16 protein-coding genes and 2 pseudogenes are annotated in these 21055 nt (G+C 48.3%); 2 read left to right on the forward strand and 16 right to left on the reverse strand.

Translation table 11 applies throughout. The annotated features are described in order from the left end of the window. The first annotated feature begins 242 nt into the window (after window positions 1–242). Window positions 243–707 carry a hypothetical protein gene (locus tag JZI27_RS12470; RefSeq protein WP_348521364.1) on the forward strand — a complete coding sequence of 155 codons (465 nt, stop codon included), beginning with the start codon at window positions 243–245 and terminating at the stop codon, window positions 705–707. Between the two features lie 76 nt (window positions 708–783). On the opposite strand, the gene JZI27_RS12475 is transcribed toward JZI27_RS12470, so the two are convergent. The 5 genes from JZI27_RS12475 to pdhA all read right to left on the reverse strand — a co-directional run bounded on the left by JZI27_RS12475 (window position 784) and on the right by pdhA (window position 7515). After that, on the reverse strand, window positions 784–2613 hold the full coding sequence (locus JZI27_RS12475) for a UbiD family decarboxylase (protein ID WP_280207687.1): 1830 nt from the start codon (window positions 2611–2613) through the stop codon (window positions 784–786). A 145-nt stretch (window positions 2614–2758) separates the two neighbouring features. Then, complete coding sequence (gene lpdA, locus JZI27_RS12480) at window positions 2759–4189, reverse strand: dihydrolipoyl dehydrogenase (RefSeq protein ID WP_280207688.1); 1431 nt, start codon at window positions 4187–4189, stop codon at window positions 2759–2761. Between the two features lie 19 nt (window positions 4190–4208). Beyond that, complete coding sequence (locus tag JZI27_RS12485) at window positions 4209–5447, reverse strand: dihydrolipoamide acetyltransferase family protein (RefSeq protein WP_280207689.1); 1239 nt, start codon at window positions 5445–5447, stop codon at window positions 4209–4211. Window positions 5448–5467: 20 nt separating this feature from the next. Continuing rightward, complete coding sequence (locus JZI27_RS12490) at window positions 5468–6451, reverse strand: alpha-ketoacid dehydrogenase subunit beta (protein ID WP_122911281.1); 984 nt, start codon at window positions 6449–6451, stop codon at window positions 5468–5470. After that, entirely contained in the window at window positions 6448–7515 is a 1068-nt protein-coding gene (pdhA, locus tag JZI27_RS12495; protein WP_280207690.1) for a pyruvate dehydrogenase (acetyl-transferring) E1 component subunit alpha, read from the reverse strand. Before pdhA ends, JZI27_RS12490 begins: the two co-directional genes overlap by 4 nt. Before the next feature lie 232 nt (window positions 7516–7747). Here pdhA and JZI27_RS12500 point away from each other — a divergent pair, with 232 nt between their 5' ends. After that, complete coding sequence (locus JZI27_RS12500; RefSeq protein WP_280207691.1) at window positions 7748–9145, forward strand: sigma-54 interaction domain-containing protein; 1398 nt, start codon at window positions 7748–7750, stop codon at window positions 9143–9145. Window positions 9146–9213: 68 nt separating this feature from the next. Here JZI27_RS12500 and JZI27_RS12505 read toward each other — a convergent pair. From JZI27_RS12505 to JZI27_RS12555, 11 genes and pseudogenes are all read right to left on the reverse strand, one after another. Beyond that, window positions 9214–9363: pseudogene (locus JZI27_RS12505) on the reverse strand (LLM class flavin-dependent oxidoreductase); the annotation flags it as partial. Window positions 9364–9379: 16 nt separating this feature from the next. Next, window positions 9380–11407: an ABC transporter ATP-binding protein gene (locus tag JZI27_RS12510; protein ID WP_280207692.1), complete on the reverse strand. Its 2028-nt coding sequence runs from the start codon at window positions 11405–11407 to the stop codon at window positions 9380–9382. 12 nt (window positions 11408–11419) lie between these two features. Further along, the gene (locus JZI27_RS12515; protein WP_280207693.1) at window positions 11420–12316 is read right to left on the reverse strand and encodes an ABC transporter permease; all 897 of its coding nucleotides are present in this window, start codon (window positions 12314–12316) and stop codon (window positions 11420–11422) included. A 52-nt stretch (window positions 12317–12368) separates the two neighbouring features. Then, complete coding sequence (locus JZI27_RS12520; protein ID WP_280207694.1) at window positions 12369–13295, reverse strand: ABC transporter permease; 927 nt, start codon at window positions 13293–13295, stop codon at window positions 12369–12371. A 17-nt stretch (window positions 13296–13312) separates the two neighbouring features. Then, window positions 13313–14965, reverse strand: coding sequence for an ABC transporter substrate-binding protein (locus tag JZI27_RS12525; protein ID WP_280207695.1), 1653 nt, complete (start codon window positions 14963–14965; stop codon window positions 13313–13315). Window positions 14966–15029: 64 nt separating this feature from the next. Beyond that, window positions 15030–16079 (reverse strand): annotated as a pseudogene (locus tag JZI27_RS12530) (LLM class flavin-dependent oxidoreductase). 19 nt (window positions 16080–16098) lie between these two features. Next, complete coding sequence (locus JZI27_RS12535; RefSeq protein ID WP_280207696.1) at window positions 16099–17133, reverse strand: LLM class flavin-dependent oxidoreductase; 1035 nt, start codon at window positions 17131–17133, stop codon at window positions 16099–16101. 139 nt (window positions 17134–17272) lie between these two features. Continuing rightward, window positions 17273–18163 carry a LysR family transcriptional regulator gene (locus tag JZI27_RS12540; RefSeq protein WP_280207697.1) on the reverse strand — a complete coding sequence of 297 codons (891 nt, stop codon included), beginning with the start codon at window positions 18161–18163 and terminating at the stop codon, window positions 17273–17275. A 143-nt stretch (window positions 18164–18306) separates the two neighbouring features. Further along, the gene (locus JZI27_RS12545; RefSeq protein ID WP_280207698.1) at window positions 18307–18996 is read right to left on the reverse strand and encodes a DNA alkylation repair protein; all 690 of its coding nucleotides are present in this window, start codon (window positions 18994–18996) and stop codon (window positions 18307–18309) included. 30 nt (window positions 18997–19026) lie between these two features. Beyond that, window positions 19027–19602 (reverse strand): DNA-3-methyladenine glycosylase family protein, encoded by a 576-nt coding sequence (locus JZI27_RS12550; RefSeq protein WP_481752810.1) that lies wholly within the window; start codon window positions 19600–19602, stop codon window positions 19027–19029. A gap of 152 nt (window positions 19603–19754) precedes the next feature. Continuing rightward, on the reverse strand, window positions 19755–20945 hold the full coding sequence (locus JZI27_RS12555) for an MFS transporter (RefSeq protein WP_280207700.1): 1191 nt from the start codon (window positions 20943–20945) through the stop codon (window positions 19755–19757). Window positions 20946–21055: the final 110 nt, after the last annotated feature.

Raw genomic sequence — 21055 nt, forward strand, 5'->3', positions numbered from 1 at the left:
TTTTAAAAAAGGATAAAGAAGAGATTGGGGCAGTCTGTATATTTTTAAGATGAGCAATTATGAAATTGATTCAAGTGTAATGAAATTTACTTATAGGTTTCTCACAATGATTCTCAGCTTCGTAGATGTAAAAATGTTCCTAATAGGGTGCCTAAGATAAACGAACGGCAGTTCAGCGAAAAAAAGGACATGAGTCCGGTACGATCGCGATAACCTCTCACGAACGCACCTGGTGAAAAACCATGCTGGCTCATCCGGCCGCCGCCCACGCTTTTACGACGCAAACGCGGGAGAAGCTGAACAAAATTTTAGAATCGGATGAGGTTTTTGACTTGTCGGGAGCATTTGCAGAAAAAGCCAAAAGCTTGGAAAAGCAAGTCTATCATCCCCTCCTGCGCAGCTTTCGCGATCTCCTGCTGAGACAACAAGGAATTTCTATCACCTATACCAATAAAAACGGAAAAACCTACCTGGATCAGTCGGGTTTCCCGTATAAACTTGAATATTCAATGGTTAAACGAGAATGGTATTTGCTTTGGTACCATTTCAGAATGAACACCTTCATGGCTACCCCAATGACTCGCATCCTGCATGCCTATGAAGCTTTTGTCGATGTACAGGAGGGAGCGGATACGATTTTCTCGGGAGACGTATTCAAGTGGTTCAAGGAGAGCAGCTTCAGCAAAGGATGTATGAAACCTCCGTAAAAGCTCTTCAGCGTTACGGTGTGGATGTTTAGGAAAAAAACAAGCTAGCTGTCTCGTGCAGCTAGCTTGTTTCGTTTTACATCCATCCACCGAGTACGGCTCCTTTAACAAAGAAGCGCTCGATGTTCTTCTCCACAGTCGGATCTGGAATGAGGGGTGGTGCATGATGCGGCTTGATCCGAGCATCTATGATGACAGTATCACAAGCCCAATGCTTGAATTCGTAGTAGCTATTGACTCCGTAAATATCATGGGAAGGATTGCTTCTGGTAAAAGTAGCCCATAGAAAGTTTTTGAGATTCGCACTCATAAATGTACTGTCATCGCACAGAATGATCATCGGACAATCAGCGAGCCCCCCTTTTTCCCGAAGAGCATCGCACAGCTGCTGCAATTCCTGCTGCTCCACCTTGTAATCTGTAAAAGAAGGAGCCTGCAATGCAACTACACCTGGCATGACGAGCCGTGCATTTCCATAGCTACGGATTTCCTTCAAAGCTTCCGGTACTTCTGTGCACAATTCCCTTTTTTTATCTCCATAGGCGGCAAAGACAACCTTGCTTCCGCTATTTAAGCCGGTTCCCGAATAATCCAGCGTATCGATGGTCGTATTGGTGTAAAAATGGATATCTCGTCTCAGATCGATTCGCTCCAATATATAGCGCAGAAAAGCTTCTTCATCATGCGTAGTGATCGGCTGTTGATCTTCTGCTGTAATGAACAAAAACTTCGCCAAACTCAGCTGTCCGGTTCCGAGAATTCGATTGGCGATCGTGAGAATTTCTGTAGGCTGCTTGACTGGCTGATACGGTGTATAGCGCTCGCTGCCAATCGCAAAAAGCAATGGATGTACACCTGCTGCATCGACTGCATGCACTTCTTTTACACCCGGAATTTCCTGTCTGACTGCATCGCCTGTCAGCTCATGGATCAGCGCTCCAAAAGAAGTATCCTCCTGAGGCGGTCTGCCCACAACCGTAAAGGGCCAGATGGCATTTGGTTTCGCGTACACTTTATGAACCTTCATGACAGGAAACGGGTGAATCAAGCTGTAGTAGCCCAAATGATCGCCAAACGGTCCTTCCGGTTTGGTTTCTCCCGGATGAATTTCTCCTGTAATGACAAAATCCGCATCGTTGCTGATGCAATAACCATCGATATAGCTGTGCTGAAAACGACGACCACCAAGCAAACCGGCAAAAGTCAGCTCACTCATTCCCTCTGGCAGTGGCATGACGGCAGACAATGTATGCGCAGGTGGTCCTCCGATAAAGCAGCTCACCTTGAGCGGAACGCCCATACGGTTTGCTTTTTCCTGATGCACGCCGATGCCGCGATGAATCTGATAGTGCAAGCCAACTTCCTTATTCATTTCATACTCGTTGCCAGTCAGCTGTATACGGTACATGCCCAGATTGGAATTCATGATTCCCGGTTTTTCCGGGTCCTCTGAATACACCTGTGGCAAAGTGACAAAAGCACCGCCATCCATCGGCCAGCTTTGGATCAGTGGCAGGTCGGTGATTTTAATTTCTTGCGCCGTTACTGGCAAGCCCGTTGATTTTTTTGCAGGAAGTGCTTTTAATGCAGCCATTCCGTTCCCAACCTGCTTCAGCGGGCTGCGCAATGCTTTCATCGGATCATTGCGCAACGCAATAATATTTTCGGCAGCTTGCCAGGTTTGACGGAATATGAATTTGCTGCGTTCCATCGTACCGAACAGGTTGGATACTGCGCGAAATTTAGAGCCCTTTACGTTTTCAAACAACAGGGCAGGACCATTCGTTTCATATACTTTTAAATGGATCGCCGCCATCTCCAGATACGGATCTACTTCTTCTTTTATTCGAACCAAATGTCCATTTTTCTCCAAGTCGAGAAGGCATTCTTCCATATTGCTGTACATTTCTGTGGCTCCTATCTTAAGAGTCTACGAACGCTCTTCTTATTTTACCAATACTTCTGCTGCTTTCCCACTATGCAGTGATAGTAGGATTGAGAAAGGGGCTTTCTTCACCATAACGGCTGTTTAGAACATCCTATTATTTTTTCTAGTCATTTTTGTTTAGCATATGAATGGCGTGACCGAGGACTCCTTCAGCTGCTTCTTGCCACATTTCACTGAGGGTCGGGTGCGCATGAATAGTCCATGCGAGATCTTCTACTCGTGCAGCCATTTCTAGTGCCAGTGCACCTTCTCCAATAAGATTGGAGGCGTCTTCTCCGACAATATGCATCCCTAGCAGCATATGCGTTTTAGCATCAACAATCACTTCAGCGAAACCATTGCCTGCTCCAGTTGTGATCGCCCTGCCGTTTCCACGATAAGGAAAGGAAGCAGATTTTACCTGGTATCCACGCTCAACTGCCTGCTCCTTTGTCAAGCCTACACCCGCAATTTGAGGTTCAGTAAAAATGACGTATGGGACGTACGGCGTATCAAAGCTGCTAGGTAGTCCTGCGATGCTTTCTGCTGCGACAACCCCTTGCTTTGCTGCTCGATGCGCCAACGCAGGACCTGAGGTCGTGTCTCCAATAGCAAAAATATGACGCTGATTTGTTCTTCCCGTTTGATCCACTGGAATGTATCCCCGTTCATCTAGGTCAATGCCTGCTTGCTTCAGTCCGATCTCATTTGTATTGGGTATACGTCCTATCGTGATGAGTGCTTTTTCGTGAACAATAATTTCTTTGTCCCCCTTTTCTGAGCAAATCATCACTCGTGCAAATCCGTTTTCAACAGTGATTGCTTCCACTTTTGAGGATGTTTTTATTCGCATCCCCAATTTTTTGGCGTGTTTGACGACGTCTTGGGTCAGATGAGCAGAAACCTGTGACAGGATTCGCTCAGCCGCTTCGATGATAGTCACCTCAGTGCCCAGCTTGGCAAATGCCATACCAATCTCCATTCCGATGTAACCGCCGCCAATGATCGCCAATGATTCCGGAACCCTATCTAATTGCAACACATCGGTTGAGTCGAGTATGACTGCTCCATCCGTATGTAGAGGTGACGGAATGTATGGACGCGAACCAGTAGCGATGATCGCATGCTGAAATGTAAAACGTTCAAAATCTCCATCCGTCTCCACGCCGATCCGATCAGAGGACAAAAATATAGCGTTCCCTTTGACGATCGTCACTCCGTTTGCTTCGCACAGTTGTGTGACTCCTTTTTGTAATGTTTTGACAACATCCGATTTCCAAAACTTCCAGTCCGGCATTGAAAAAAAGGCGTTACCTTCTGGTAGATGGATTCCCAAACTAGACAGTTGAGACAACTGGTGATATCGTCCTGCGGCATGGATAAGCGCCTTGGATGGAATACACCCTCGATTGAGACACACGCCACCCATTTCTTCTTTTTCTATCAGCACAACCGATTTTCCCAATTGACCAAGCCTGATCGCAGCAGCATAGCCTCCTGGTCCCCCACCGATAATGACCACGTCTGTTTCAACAGCAATCTCTCCTACTACCATGGCGTTCAACTCCTATCCACTACATCATTTCTGCAAACAATACATGGGGATCTTCCAACAATTCCTTGATTCGATTCATGAATTTGACAGCAGTCACCCCATCGATCAAACGATGGTCAAAAGAAAGGGACATATTTATCATCCAGCGAATGACGCCCTGATCTTCTCTTACAACCCAACGTTTCTCCATTTTATGCAAACTAATAATGGCCACTTCCGGGTGGTTAATGATCGGCGTAGCATGCAGGCTGCCTATGGGACCGACATTGCTTAACGTAAACGTTCCTCCTGTGATTTGCTCCAGTTTCAGCTTTCCATCACGCGCCATTTCTGCCAGATGACTGATCTCCTCTGCCAGTTGGAATAGACTTTTACGATCTGCATGTTTAATGACAGGCACGATCAGGCCTTCCGGCGTATCCGTTGCGATGCCGATATGATAATCGTACTTTAAGACGATTTCCTGTTTAGCATCATCTAGAGACGCATTGAAGATAGGAAATTCTTTGAGTGCAATGACCAGGGCTTTTATAAAAAACGGTAGAAATGTGAGTTTTACACCACGTTTGTCTGCATACGCTTTCATCCGGTTGCGTGCATTTCGGATCTCGTCCATTTCCACCTCATCATAGGAGGTGACATGCGGAATATTCGTGACGGATTTCATCATTTGTTCCGCAATTTTTTTCCTCATTCCTTTCAGCGCAATACGTTCTTCCCTTTTGGTTGAAATTTTTTCCGAAATCTCGGGCAGGGACGAAGATAAATCTGGGTAGTTCGTACTTTTGACTGCTTTGGTCGCGCCTTGTTCTCGATTCACAAAAGCCTTCACATCTGATTCTGTTACGCGGCCCGCCGGTCCAGTCCCCTGTATTTGATCCAGATCAACATTCTTCTCACGTGCCAGTTGACGTACATAAGGAGTGGCAAGTGCACGGTACGAGGTATGGATTGTATGAGCGGTCTCTTTCTTTTGACCTTCATCCGACTGCGTGCTTGGGCGAATATTTTCTGGAGCTGAATGCTGGTCGTCTATCGTCAACAACCGCTCTCCCACTTGAACCAGCTCGCCTTCTTCACAATATATTTCCGTTACAATACCCGAAATAGGCGCAGACAACTCTGCATGTACTTTATCGGTCTGTACTTCCACAATAGGCTGATCCTGTTCAACGAAATCCCCAGACTTTACGAGAATACGCAGAATTTCGCCCTCATGCATACCCTCTCCCACATCCGGGAGTCTAAAATTCACCATGTCGCAAAACCCCCACCCGTCTAATATTGAATCGTTTCGACAATGCCTTGTTTGACTCGAGCAACTGTCGGCAGGTAATCATCTTCAATCGCAAATTGAGGAACCGGCACGTCATAACCGGTAACGCGTTTTACTGGTGCTTTTAAGTACAGCAAAGCTTCATCGTTAATGATCGAAATGATTTCTGCACCCATGCCAGCTGTTTTGTGGGCTTCGTGAACGACTAAAGCCCGCCCGGTTTTTTTGACTGATGCAAGAATCGCATCCCGATCCAAGGGACTGATACTGCGCAAGTCCACAACCTCACACAGCCAGCCACGCTCCCGTTCCAGCTGTTGTGCTGCCTCTTCTGCTACACGTATCATGGCTCCCCAAGCAAAGATGGAAAGGTGACTGCCCTCCCGTATCACTCTGGCTTTTCCAATCGGTACGCGATACAGTTCTTCCGGTACCTCTTCCTTAAAGGCGCGATACAGCTTGGTCGGTTCCAAAAAAATGACGGGGTCCGGATCTTCGATAGCGGAAATAAGCAACCCCTTTGCATCAAAAGGAGTACTTGGCACAACGACCTTTAACCCCGGTACATGTGCGAAAAAGCTTTCCACACTCTCGGAGTGCAGCTCTGGTCCGCGGATGCCGGCTCCAAATGGTGTGCGAATCACCATAGGTACGTGATATTGACCGCGCGTCCGATACCTCATTCTCGCAGCATGTGAGACAATTTGTTCAAATCCCGGGTAAATGAAGGCAAGAAATTGAATTTCTACGACAGGAATCATGCCATTCATCCCCAGCCCGATCGCGGAACCAATGATGCCTGCCTCGGCAAGAGGAGTGTCCACGATGCGTTCACGACCATATTTTTCAAACAACCCCTCCGTGGCTCGAAAAACACCGCCATTGACTCCGATATCCTCGCCCAACAGCATCACTCTATTGTCGTCTGCTAGTTTCTGGTCCAAGGCTTCTGATATCGCCTGAATCATGCTTAGTTTTCTACTCATGCCAATACACCTCGCTTTCCTTCGGGGAAAATCGCATCTTTTTGTTGTTCTTCTACCATCCAACTTGGCACCTCGTAGACGTGCTTGAACATATCAGCGGCTTGGGACTTCGGGTAGCTTTCCGCCTCGATTAGCGCTGCCTCAATTTGTTCTGCCACCTTGGTCTGGAGTGCCGTCTCCTTCCATTCATTCCATAGGCCGCTTTGCTCTAAATAGACCTTCAAGCGTTGTACGGGATCACGCTCTGATCGCCACTCCTCGGCCAACCGTTCTTGATCACGGTATTTTTTGGGATCGTCTGCGGTAGTATGTGCTCCATATCGGTACGTGACGGCTTCAATCAAGGTTGGACCAAGACCTGCTGTCGCCCGTTCCATGGCGGCTTTCACCGTTAGCCAAACTGCAAAAATATCATTGCCATCGATACGAACACCAGGAATGTCATAGGCTGACGCCCGTTGAGCAACCGTACGGGAAGCTGATTGTTGAGAGAATGGAACACTGATTGCATATCCGTTGTTTTGGCAAAAGAAGATCGTAGGCGTCTTGAATACACCAGCCATGTTCAGCGCTTCATGGAAATCGCCTTCTGAGCCAGCTCCATCTCCAAAGTAGGCCAGACTGACATGTGGTTCACCTTTTCTTTTACTTGCCCATGCCGTACCTACTGCATGAACCATTTGCGTAGCGATGGGAACACAGGGAGGCATGATATGTCGATCAGAAGGACTGATGCTTCCGTCCATATGTCCCATCCAATATAGAAAAATTCGAGTCATGGATTGTCCATGTACAATCGAGGCAGCATGATCCCGGTATGTGGGAAACAACCAGTCACCCGGCAATAGTGCCATTGCGCTACCAACCTGTGAAGCTTCCTGCCCTTCGAAAGGAGCATAAGTTCCCATTCTTCCTTGGCGCTGAAGATGGATGGCTTTACGGTCAAAGGCTCGGACTAGCACCATATTCTCGTACATTTTCAACATGGTCTCTTCACTGATCTGGTTCCGGGTATCTTCGAGCAGTTGACCCTTAGGGTCTAGAACTTGATAAAGGTCAGTCATGAAGGGTGCCTCCTTTTCATGTTTCAGTCATTCAGTTCTAAAATGAAAACAATCGCATCACTATGTAGCAATTCATGTGCCAATGGATACAAAAGCATATTGTCAGTAATTTTAGAAAATTTTTATCTATCTTTGCATTTTTGCACATGCAATAATGAGCATGAATGATTCATTTTGCATATGCAGCTATGAACATCCCATGCCTCAACCAAGTAAGGAGGACAAACCAACCATGTACAGGACCAAGTACTTCCAAACAAACGACAGTAGTGAGCTTATGCACCTCATCATGACGATTTTTCATACTTCCCACGATGGATTAGCAATCTGTGACCCGAATGGCTATGTCCTTCTGTATAATGAAGCCTACCTGCAATTAACCGGCGTTCCCGCTGACATTCTCAATCATTACAGCTACATGCAACAGCTTGAATTGGATATTGTAACCGAATCAGCTGCCGTACGGGCCATTCAGACAAAGCAGATATACAGTACCGCAATTGAGTATGCAAACGGCAGGAAAACGATCAATACAGCTACCCCCGTGCTGGATCAAAACGAGGAGCTGTTGTTCGTTGTTGGCAATATTCGGGATATTACAGAGTTGAATCTGTTACAGCAAGAACTCGAAGAAACCAGGCAAATCAATTCCCACTATCAAAAAACACTGGAGCAAATTCAAAACGACAGCGAGAACATGGAACAGCTCGTCTATCGCAGTGCCATCATGCATCGAGTCATTGGATTGGCCGAAAGATTTGCGCAAAATGATTCACCGATTCTCCTACTTGGCGAGTCAGGTGTCGGAAAGGATGTAGTCGCCCATTACATACACCGAAAAAGCGGCAGGGACGGTGACTATATCAAGATCAACTGTGGTGCGATACCAGATCATTTGTTGGAGTCTGAGCTATTCGGCTACGAGAAAGGAGCGTTTACAGGGGCAAACAAATCAAAGGAAGGCTTGTTGGAGCTTGCAGACGGAGGAACTATTTTTCTCGACGAGATTGGTGATCTGCCGTACTCCCTTCAAGTTAAGCTTTTAAATGTTTTGCAGGATGGAGAAATCCGACGGCTGGGGGCAAAAGAGGTCAAAAAAGTAAACATGCGTGTTATCGCCGCTACCAACAGCGAGCTTGAAACCATGGTCGAACAGAAAAAATTTCGGAAGGATCTCTACTACCGATTAAACGTCTTGTCACTCACGATTCCCCCGCTTAGGGATCGACGTGAGGATATTGCGGCACTCGTCTTCTTTTACTTAAAAAAGCTGGAGCAAAAATATGGTCAGGCAAAGCGGATGGACGCTGAAGCGATGGAAGCCTTGACGAGCTATGGTTGGCCAGGGAACGTTCGTGAACTGAAAAATGTCTTGGAACGTACCTACCATATGACAGAAGAAAGTAAAATCACCAAAGAACAGCTTCCCGCTTCTACCCGAATGATCCGCATCTCCCCCCCTGTCTCATTTCCAACGAGCGCCGACGCACACATGTCTCTTCGGGACGCGGTCAAGCAATTTGAACAAGAGTATATTCGTCGAATGCTTGCCAACACCAATACCATGCAAGAGTGTGCAGATTTGCTCGGAGTGAACATCTCCACGCTCGTTCGAAAAAAAAGAGAGTGACCTCATCCAATTGAGGTCACTCCATCCATCCCTAGAACAATCTTTTTCTCGACAAGCAACGCAAGAATCTATGAAATCAACGTTGTAGAGGCTGATCGGACATACCGATTGACCGGTACAGGCAGGCCCAAATTCCCACGCAGCGTATCCTGTTCGTATTCCGTTCGATAAATGCCTCTCTCCTGCAAGATCGGCACAACGAGTTCTACGAAGTCTTCCTCTGTCGTCATAAACTCAAGCGGGATGATGGCATGCTACCCAGTGTCCGCGCTGAATTTCTTGCCAAGCTGGCGGCTCTTCCTTGCACCGGGCTGTAGCCGCCGGGCAGCGCGTGTGGAAGCGGCAGCCAGATGGTGGATTTGCAGGGGAAGGAATCTCACCCTGCAAGGAAAAAGGCTCCCGCTTTTGCTTGGGGTCTGGGACCGGGATAGATGCAATCAATCCTTTTGTATAGTGGTGTGCGGGATGCAGAAAAAGCTCTTCGCTGGCTGCGATTTCGACCAGCTTGCCAAGATACATGACACCAATGCGATCCGAAATATGGCGAACGATATGGAGTCCATGTGCGATAAACAGATACGTAAGTCCCAAATCTCTTTGCAAATCCTGCATCAGATTCACGATTTGTGCCTGAACAGAGACGTCTAGCGCAGATACTGCTTCATCTGCGAGTACAAAGGAAGGATTTAGGGCAATTGCTCTGGCAATCCCGATACGCTGGCGTTGACCTCCAGAGAATTCATGTGGATAGCGCTCGTACCAGCCGCGTTTCAGACCAACCGCTTCCAGAAGGGCCTCCACCCGCTCGCGACGTACTGTTGCATCGAGGTCTTCATGTACCATCAGGGGTTCGCCGATGATATCGCCTATCTGCCAGCGCGGATTGACCGAACCGTACGGGTCTTGGAAAATAACCTGCATGTCTCGGCGAACCTTTTGCAGCTCGGCTGTTTTCAGCTGAGTCAGCTCAAGCCCTTGAAACCGGATACTCCCTTTGCTTGCCTTTTCCAGCTGAAGAAGTACCCGGCCTAATGTAGACTTGCCACTGCCGGACTCCCCTACTAATCCAAAGGTCTCCCCTTTTTCAATCGTGAACGATACATCGTCTACAGCACGGATCAGCGATGAAGCGCGTTGAAGCAATCCCTTGCCAACCGGGTAGGCTTTACTGAGCCCTTTCACATCGAATAACAGCTGGCGTTGCAAAGTGGAATGATGTTGATCATGTTTTGGCTCTATGACAGCGATCGGAGGCATGACTTCGCTTTTTCCAATCCCATCTTCCGATTCGACCAGCTGCTCTCCATGCCAGCACGCCGTCTGCCTACCGTTGATTTCAAAAAGAGGCGGTTCATCAAGCAAGCATTTTTGCGTCGCGTATGGGCATCGCGGATGAAAACGGCAACCGCTAGGCATATCAGTCAAAGGTGGAATGGAGCCTTCGATTGAAAACAATCGATTTCCTCGATGGCTGTCTATCGTCGTGATGGATCGGAGCAGTCCTCGCGTATAGGGATGATGCGGCTTCTCGAACAGCTGTTCTGAAGTCGCTTGCTCGACGACTCGGCCTGCGTACATGACAATGATCCGATCGGCCATTTCGGCAGCGATTCCCATGTCGTGTGTGATCAACAGGATGGACATTTGGTACTCTGCTTTGAGTTCTTGCAGCAATTGCAGGATTTGTGACTGAATGGTCACGTCCAAAGCGGTCGTTGGCTCATCCGCGATCAACAGTTCCGGACCGCATGCTAAAGCCATTGCAATCATCGCGCGTTGAAGCATCCCGCCGGATAGCTCATTGGGGTATTGTTTCATCCTCAACGCAGGCTCGGGTATCCCTACTCTTTCAAGAAGATGGATGGCCTGTTTCCATGCCACATCCTTTTTCACCTGTTGATGCTCAAGGATCGCTTCCATGATCTGATTGCCAATCGTGAATACGGGGTCGAAGGCTGCCATCGGCTCCTGAAAGATCATGGCCATCTTTTTTCCGCGCAGGCCGCGCAGCTCATGTTGCGAGAGCTTTGTCAGGTTCACGCCATCCAAGACAATGTTTCCTTCTGAAATCTGCCCGTGTTCATAATCGATCAAGCGCATGATGGCTTTGGAGGTAATGGTTTTGCCGCTACCGGATTCCCCTACGAGACATACGGTTTCCCCTGCCTTGATTTGTAGGGACACATCTCGGATTGCTGTCAGGAGACCGTTCTTACTTTGGAAATCTACAGTAACATGTTGTAAATCCAGCAGTTGACTCATGCAGCTTCCCTCCTATCTGCCCCTGCTCGTTTTCGGGTCCAGCATATCGCGAAGTTTATCACCGATCAGGTTCACGGATAGCACGAACAGCGTGATAGCCAGCCCTGGAAAGGTGCATATCCACCATGCTACGGTCAAATACCCTCTTCCTTGCGATAATAGGGCGCCCCAGTCCGGAATTTCCTTGATGATGCCCAAACCGAGGAAGCTCAGCCCAGAGCCAATCAGTATCGAGGAACCCAGACCAATCGTCGCCATGACGAGTAAAGGTGACCAAGAATGAGGTAATACATGGCGCAGTATAATGGTTCGATGCGGTGTACCGATCGATCGAGAAGCGGTGATAAAGGGGCGGCTCTTGATGCTCATGATCTGACCGCGCATGACTCTTGCATAGCCCGGTATGGCGGAGATTGCCACGGCAAGTATGATATTGAACAGATGGGGCCCCAGAGCAGCTGCGATTGCCAGGGCAAGCAGGATGCCTGGTATGGTCATGACGATATCGATGAACCGCATGAGTATGGTATCGACGATGCCCCCGATATATCCGGAGAAAGCACCTAGTGCTCCCCCGAACAACCCACCCACCAGAACAGAAGCCACCCCGATGAACAACGAATCCCGACTGCCGTATACGATCAAGCTGAATACATCTCTGCCAAAGTAATCCGTTCCGAACCAGTGCGTACTGCTGGGAGAACTCAGGATTTTGTCAGTCATCATCAAGGTTGGCTCGTAAGGCGCTACCCATTGAGGGGCCAATGCGCTAAGGACATAGAACAAGATAACGAGACCTGAAGCGTAGACAAAAAGCTGGGAGACATCAAACTCCCTCTCCCTTCTCTGCGCGTTAGCCTGAAGCTCTGGCGCTTGCCAAACGGTCTTGGCTGAAATCACTTCCTTCATTTCCGGATCCCTCCTGTGACCAATTCAATCGAAAATGACCGGCTAATCGCGATCATGAAGCACGTCGCACGCGTGGATCGACGAGCGAATACGAAAGATCTACCAGCAGATTGACGACGACATACACGATAGCTGAGAAAAAGATGACTCCTTGGACGACGGGCAAATCTCTTGCCATGATGGCATCTGCGATCACGCGACCGATTCCTTGTCTGGAGAAAACCGTTTCGATGATGACCGTTCCAGCCAAGAGATCGCCGATATGGATTCCAATGATGGTGATGGCCGGAATCAGTGCATTGCGCAAAGCATGCCGGTACATGACCGCCTTTTCCGACAAGCCCTTGGAGCGAAGAGTCACGATAAAGTGTTCATGGATGACTTCGAGCATGCTATTGCGGACCATACGGACGATAAACCCAGCTCCGACAAATCCAAGGGCAAGGGATGGCAGAATCAGGCTCATGAAGCCATCCGAGCCCATCGCAGGAAACCAGCCCAAATACACGGAGAAAATCAAGATCAGCAGGATTCCCGACCAAAAAGTCGGCATGGATATTCCAAAAAGCCCAACGAGTCTGGCCACGATGTCGATCCAGCTATTCCGGTGGATGGCGGATAGAACCCCCAGCACGATACCGATCACAACGGAAAAGATCGTACTTGCGAGGGTTAACGCCAACGTTGCCGGAAAGTGAAGGAGAATCTTGGGAAGAACCGGATCGCTGTTCACCAGTGAGGTGCCAAAATCGCCTTGTAGGATCCCTGCAAAATAGTTTCCAAACTGAATATGAAAGGGTTGATCCAGTCCCAACTCCTTCCGCATGTTCTCAATCATTTCCGGTGTGGCGGTAGCCGGGTCCAAAATGGAGAGTACCGGATCGCCAGGTAGCAGATACAGAATACAAAAAACAAACACCAATGCTCCGAAAACGACGACTATCGACGCCAAAATCCGTCCAAGGAACCTCTTGCACATACGCGCTATCTCCTTTTCTAGTCTTTTTCGAGGCTTACATCATTGAAAAGTGGATAGCCGAGTGCATCAAACTTTAATCCCTTCACCTTTTTGGATGCAGCTACGGTGTAGGGAAACACGTAGATCGGGATAATGGATGCCTGATCGATAATGTAGTGCTGAATTTTTTTGTAGATCTCTTTTCTTTTTTCAGGGTCCATTTCAACCGTTCCCTGCTTCAGTAATTGGTCCAATTCAGGATCAGAAAGACCCGACAGCGTCAGCCGTGATACTCCCGCTTCTTGTGTGTGATAAAACTGGCGCAATGCATTGGGATCGGAGTTGACCTGGCTGTTTCCGTAAAGATCGTACGCTCCGTTCTGATGAATGACGGTCGCAATATCCTTGGTAATCTCGATCTCGACGGCGATTCCGATTTGTTTTAATTGCTGTTGTACGATGATGGCGATGTCATTACGCTTCTCCCTATTGGGTGAACGATCTACATAGCGCAACGTCAGTTTTTTCCCGTCTTTTTCACGAATCCCGTCGGCACCGGGACGATAGCCCAGCTCATCTAGCAAGGTATTTGCTTTGGCGAGATCCGGTTGAATGCCGTTTTCCAGGGAGGCATCATAACCGAATGTTCCAGGCGTTAGCGGCGACCATGATCGAGGATAGGTACCCAGATAGAGCGTTTTGACAATGGCGTCCACATCGACAGCAAGCTGTACCGCCTTTCTCGCTTTTGGATCGTTCCACGGTTCTCTGCGATGATTGAAAAAGAGCGTGTAGGGCAATCCCTCTGTCGCCACTTCCAGCAATTGAAGCTGCTGATCGTTTTTCAATGTCAAAACATTTTGAGGAGGAACGGTTTCACCAGCCAGAACCTGCCCGCTCTGAACACTTCCTATACGGGTCGCTTCTTCCGGAATGATTTTGAACGTAATGGTATCGAGATAAGCCAATCCCTGATTTTCTACGTTCGATGGCGCCCAATTGTATGCTGAGCTTCTCGCTACTTGAATCTCCGCGTTTTCGTTCCATTTCACAAAGGTGAACGGACCTGAACCGACTGGATGTTGTCCAAACTGCTCTCCGTATTTTTGAATGGCTGCAGGCGATGCGATACCCAAAATCGCTTGGCTGAGATTGCCAAGGAAAGCGGCAGAGGGCGTCTCCAGGTTGATTTTGATCGTGTATTCATCGATCACTTCCGAGGATTTGTAAGGTCTGATCAGCGCCAGGGAATTGCTTGCTTTCGTCTCAGGTGCGATGACGCGATCAAAGTTGAACTTCACCGCTTCCGCATTGAATGAAGTGCCATCATGGAATTTCACGTCATCACGCAGCTTGAAAATATAGGTTTTTCCATCCTCTGAGATCGACCATTCTTTTGCCAGCCAAGGCTGTATGGAATTGTCGGGCAACTGGACGACCAGGCTGTCAAAAATCGTACGGTAAACTCTCGTCGCTACTGCCAATCCGCTGCGATGAGGGTCTAGCGTGTCAGGTGAAGTGGCAAGCGCAAAAGTTAATTCTCCACCCGAAACCGGGACGTTGTTTTCAACAGTCTGTGTGTTCGCGGTCGTTGTCGTGCTCGGTTGTGCAGTCTGGCCGCATCCTGTGAGAACAAGCGCCAAACTGGCTATGATCGAAAGACTTTTCAGACTCCTGTGTAGCACCTTCACTTGCTCCTCCTCCTACCCCTATCTCTATTGGGTGATCGTTTCTTTTGTTTTCACATATCGATTCTCAGGGAATGACAGACCCAGGTGTCCCCGCAAGGTATCTGCATCGTATTCCGTTCTGTACAAGCCTCGCTGCTGGAGGATCGGGAAACGCATCATCGAGTGAATATTGCGAAAAGTCATGGTGATCGTAGTATCGCCCTAAATAGTTCAACGCTTGTTCGATGGATACCAGATTGGCGATTTCCTCATATTTGCGCTCTGCCTCCTCATCGGTGCTTCCAATAATCGGTCCGATCCCAGGCAAGACAAGGAGTTCATCTGGATTGCGGCCACGCGCTTGTGCCCTGCTTTTCACGTCCTGATAAAAGTGCTGGGCATCCTCCAGTGTCGGATGTCCGGTAAAGATGGCGTCTGCCGAGCTGGCTGCCAAGTCTTTCCCTGCATCTGAAGAGCCAGCCTGAAAAATGACGGGCTGCCCTTGCTTGGAACGGCCTACATTCAATGGTCCCTAGACAGAAAAGAACTCACCCTGGTGATTCAACGTGTGCAGCTTTTTCGGATCGAAGAATATCCCTGACGCTTTGTCTCTGACAAAGGCATCGTCCTCCCAAGAATCCCACAATCCCTTGGCTACTTCGAGGTATTCGGTCGCGATCCGGTACCGTGTGGCATGATCCGGATGCTGCTCTACCGTTTTGCTAAAATTGAGAGCCGATCCTTCAAGCGGTGAGGTCACCACATTCCACCCTGCGCGTCCTTGACTGATGTGGTCCAGCGACGCGAATTGCCGGGCTACCGTAAAAGGCTCGCTATACGAGGTGGATACCGTACCGACCAATCCAATCCGCTCGGTGACCGCAGCTAGAGCAGACAGGATGGTTAGAGGCTCAAAACGATTCAAAAAATGCGGAATCGATTTTTCATTGATATACAAGCCATCGGCAATGAACACCAGATCAAATTTCCCTGCTTCTGCTTTCAATGCTTGCGCTATATAAAAGGACAAATTAACACTTGAATCCGGCTCGATCTCAGGATGTCGCCAACCGGATATATGGCCGCCAACCCCATGAATGAGTGCGCCAAATTTTAATTGTCTTTTTTGGGTCATCGCGATCTTCCTCCGTTCCTCATTTGCCAGTATTGGAGATGAATGAAACCGGTAGTTCGGTGAAGGCCTCGTGGATCAGCTCGTAGGCGCGCAGTCTTTCGGGATAGCTATTCATTCGAGCGATCAGGATGATTTCATCCACCTCGTATTGCTGTTGAAATTCCAGCAATCGCTCACGTACGGTTTCCTTGGAGCCGTGTATGATCTGGGCGTCCTGTACCTCAAGGGTGTAGCCTTCTTCGGCCTGTCGTCCATATTCCTCTGCGGCCTGCAGACTGTTCACGTTAATGGTCCTGCCGCTTTCCAGATGAATTTTCACATTCTGATGATTGGCGGCCAATGCTTTCGCCTCTTCATCCGTCTCCGTCACGATCACCGAGATTGCGATGATAGCCTGTGGTTTATCGTTTCTGAACGGTTGAAACCTCGAACGGTAAGTATGGAGAGCATCCTGAATGACTTTTTCATTTCCGTTGATAAAGTGGGCAAAAACATACGGGATTCCCGAATGGGCAGCCAGTTCTGCGCTGGATACACTGGTCCCTAACAGAAACAGGCTAGCGGGAGTTTCCGGAATAGGTGTCGCCTTCACTCCATGCAACGGATGATCCGCGGGTAATGTCTGGTGTAGATGATGCACTAGCTCACCCAGCTTCTCGTCCAACGATGTCACTGCTGAATGTTCGGGCTGCAGCGCTTTCGTCGACTTGGGATATCCCCCGGGTGCCCTTCCGATCCCAAGATCGATTCGTCCTGGAGCCAAGGTAGCCAGCAAATTGAAATTCTCAGCTACCTTATAAGGACTGTAATGCTGCAGCATCACTCCACCAGAACCGATGCGAATCGTGGAGGTTTGCGCCAGTAAGTAGGCCATCAGCACCTCCGGAGAAGAACCTGCAACAGCAGTTGAATCATGATGTTCAGATACCCAAAAGCGGTGGTAACCAAGCTCTTCGGCTCTTTTCGCGAGGCGAACGGTATGCTGGATGGCTTCGGCTGTCGTCTCTTTCTCACCTAACGGACTTTGATCTAAAATACTGAATCGCAAGGTCAAGCAGCTGCCCCTCCTTTAAATCAATAATTAAACATACCAGAATACTAGGAATTAATGAATTGCTAAAAGCTTATCACCGCACCTATCCACCGTCAATGGGCTGGGTAATAGACTTCTTTTATCCATTAATCAAAACAATCTATCGATAATCGGCCAAAAACGGGATTTGTCCTCGCACTTCGAGCAATAGCCTGGCAGCATCAGTGCCGCCTTTTTGCGTAATCAGATTGGTACGCAAATACAAATTGGAAAGAAGTGGGAAATGCGCCGGTACCAGACTTTTGGTCAGGGTCTCCTCTCTGACGCATAGCGAGGGCAAAAATCCAATGCCTAGTTTTTTGAGCAGCAGTTTTTTTGCCGTCTCCAGATTATCCACCTGATACTCAATATGCGGCGGGTGATCCAAGCTCTCAAACAAGCGATGAATCCGCATCCAGTCAAATGAGCCGCATTCAAAAAACACCAGTGTCTGTCGCCCGATTTCCTCGATCGTGAGCTGCTCCTTATCGATGAATGGATGGCCCTCATAGACAAATAATTCGATCGGGTCTTCCAGATATTTGACAGAATCCAGACCTGGATGACTGATATTGCGTACAAGACCGACGTCGATCTCCTTGTTCAGGACTTTTTCCATGATGACTTCGCTGGAGGATGTCACCAGCCTGACCTGCAATGCTGGAAACCTCGCTTTGATCACGGGAATGATTTCTGGAATGACGTAGTTGGATACCGAAGCCGTGCAGCCAATTCGGATTTCGTCCGAGGTGGTGTTCATCTGCTGCAGCTGCTGGCGCCCTTTCTTATAGGATTGCAGAATCTGCTGGGCAAAGGGCAGAAATTGCTTCCCCTTCTCCGTTAACGTAAAGCTCCTGCCTTCTCGTTCGAACAATTGGGTATCCAGCTCTCTTTCCAAGGATTGAATGCGCGCAGAGATCGAAGGCTGGGACAAGAACAAGGCATCGGCGGCCTTATTAAAGCTGTTGTAGTGAATCACGTAGACGAAGGCTTCAATATTGGCGATATTCATGACCTTCTCTCCTTCCGAATGAAGATACAAAAAAACTCTCCCTTGATTGAATCCTGCAAGTAGAGAGAGCCGATTGTTACGGATTGGCTGTTTATGGAATTAGGTGTAATCACATTATTCCTACAGGTCAAGTAAGAATTCATTCACGACCTTTTTTGCTTCATTGCTCGAATCCTATTTTTCGTTTCCACATCCACACGATTGGACTCGGTGATTTTTTGCAAGGTCTTATTGTACGTATAATCATCGAGTGAGTTATTCTGCAGGTATTCGAGTGTGGATTGCGCGTCTTTGACATAACAGGTCGATAAAGCCCAAGCCACAGCCATTTTGACATAGTAGCCATCATGCTGGATCGAATCGAGTTTCTCGAATACGCGGCAGAGGTAGACAGCATCGACATAGAAATGGAGGAGCATGACCACACCAAAGCGCAGCTCATATTCTTCCTTGGATCGCAAATATGGCTGAAGAAAGTCCCACACTCGTTCTTGATACTTTCTGGCAACAGTCAGTCCAATGCAAAAGCTATCGCACACGGACCAGTTGTCGATCTTGGGCACAAAGTCGGATACGTAGCGCAGCTTTTCCTCCAGGTCGCATTTGACATATCCGATGACCATTCCCTGCAGCATGATCTCTTCAAAATAGTCGCTATCCGCATGCTTCAGATACGCTCGCCAGTCCCCTTCCGCTATTGTTTTTGCCATTTTGCGCAGCAAGGGCAAGCGAACGCCGAGCACATTGTGAATCGTCGGAATTAAAGAGGAAGAAAATTGCTGGTAGTTTTCCTCCGCCAATTCCAGCAGCTGTTCTCTCACGGTCTTGTCCACTTCACCATTCCTCTTCTCGGTTTGAAATGCTCAATCAACAAAAGAGATGTGCCACAAGTAGATGGAAGCAATCGAGCCAAGTGGTGAATAGCGTTGACGGTACATTTCAAATTGCTGCTTGGTAATCGTATCCAGACCGTACAGCTTCATCATCCCGCGTCGAATCGCAATATCTCCCCAGCTGACGACATCTTTACGCTCCAGACAATTGATCAGCAGCATTTCTGCCGTCCATTGTCCCACACCTTCCAGCTTGGTCAGTTTCTGGATCACTTCCCGATCAGGCAAATCACGCAGCTCTTCAAGGAGAAAGTCTCCTTTGGCAATCGTTGAAGAAATGGCATGAATATAGTTCGCTTTTCTCATCGTCAATCCACAAGCTTGAATATCGTCTGCCGTCTGCTTCACCAGGTTGTGCGCAGATATTTCTCCAAAGCGATTCTGCATTCTGTCCCAGACAGTTTCAGCTGCTTTGACTGAAATAAGTTGACCGACGATGGCATGGATGAGTGCAGCGAAGAGATCGGGGATAATGACACGCTCGATTTTTCCCAAGCGTGTCATCATCGCCCCCAACTCGGGATCAAGTGTTTTCAGGTAGTCCATCTCATCCTGACTGTATTCAAAAAGCTTGGTTTTAACAGTTCCCACGTTCACAAGCCTCCTGATCTTTCTCTCTCGACTATGCTATTTTTACTATACCGCAAGTGCAGCCTCACGTACGCGTTTTACAATAGAACAGCAAGATACTGAAGGACTTAACCAGCCATCCTGCTCTTTTTTGACGCACGCAGGGACAGAAGAAAACAAGCGAACAAAACAAGGGCAGCGGCCAGATAAGGGTAATCGATGTTGATATCAAAGAGAAGCCCAGCGATGACGGGGCCAGCGATATTTCCCAAGCTCGTGAAGGCGGAGTTCAGTCCGGCTACATATCCTTGCTGGTCATGCGCCATTTTTGACATCTGCGTACCGATCGCGGGTCGCAGGATATCGATCGACAAAAACAGGATGAAAGTAACCGAGGTAATGGCCCAGAACTGATGCACGAACAGTGTCAGCACGATGAAAAGGCTGGCTATGATCAAACATGTCGTGATGACTCGTTCTTCTCCAAAACGGTTCAGGATCCAGCCAAAGATGGTGACCTGTACGACAGCACCCGCGATCGATCCAAATGTAATAATAAAAGCGATGTCCTTTGGTGTAAAACCAAACTTGTGATCCACGAACAAACCAAAAATCGTCTCGTAGTTTGCCAGACCGAATGACATGACGAATACGATGATCAGGCCCAAAAAATAAGGCTCTCGATAAGAATACATCAGCTGTTTAAGCAGGCTTTGCTTTTTCTGCGACACAGCTTCAGATGGGCTTGTATTCGTACGAGAGGATTCTGGCAGGATGAGCAATGTGATGAGTGCAGCTATAGCTGCAGCCACCGCAGCCGCGTAAAATGGAACACGAACCCCGTACTCCGCTAAAAACCCCCCGATTCCAGGACCGATGATAAAACCTGTCGTAATAGCTGCATTAATAAATCCCATCCCTCCGGCGCGTTCTTCATCGGAAGTGACATCTGCGGTATAGGCCATGACAGCAGGCATGATCAGTGCCGCCCCGATCCCGCCGATCATTCTCGAAGCAAATAGTAGAAACGGACTACTGGCGAATCCGAACAGCCATTCCGAGAATGCAAAGACGAGCATGCCGACAATGATGATCTTTTTTCTTCCCCATGTATCGGACAGTCTGCCTGCCAATGGTGAAAAAAGTAATTGTGTCAGTGAAAACGCAGCTACCAGCAGACCCAAAATGCTTCCGCTGATATGAAGCACATTCATATAGGTAGGCATGATCGGAATGACCAGCCCTACTCCGGTGAAAATCAGAAAAATGTTGAGCATGAGGAGCAGCATCGCTCCCCGATTTCTAAGTAATAACGACATAAAGGTTCCTCCGACTCCCATTCGGGTTATGACTTACTCGCTGAAAGGGATCTCTATAAACAAACAGCCCTTCATTTTATACTGAACGTTCGTTCTATATAATAAGTGAA

It is taken from the genome of Brevibacillus sp. AY1 (genome assembly GCF_029870785.1).
GTDB classification, from domain to species: domain Bacteria; phylum Bacillota; class Bacilli; order Brevibacillales; family Brevibacillaceae; genus Brevibacillus; species Brevibacillus invocatus.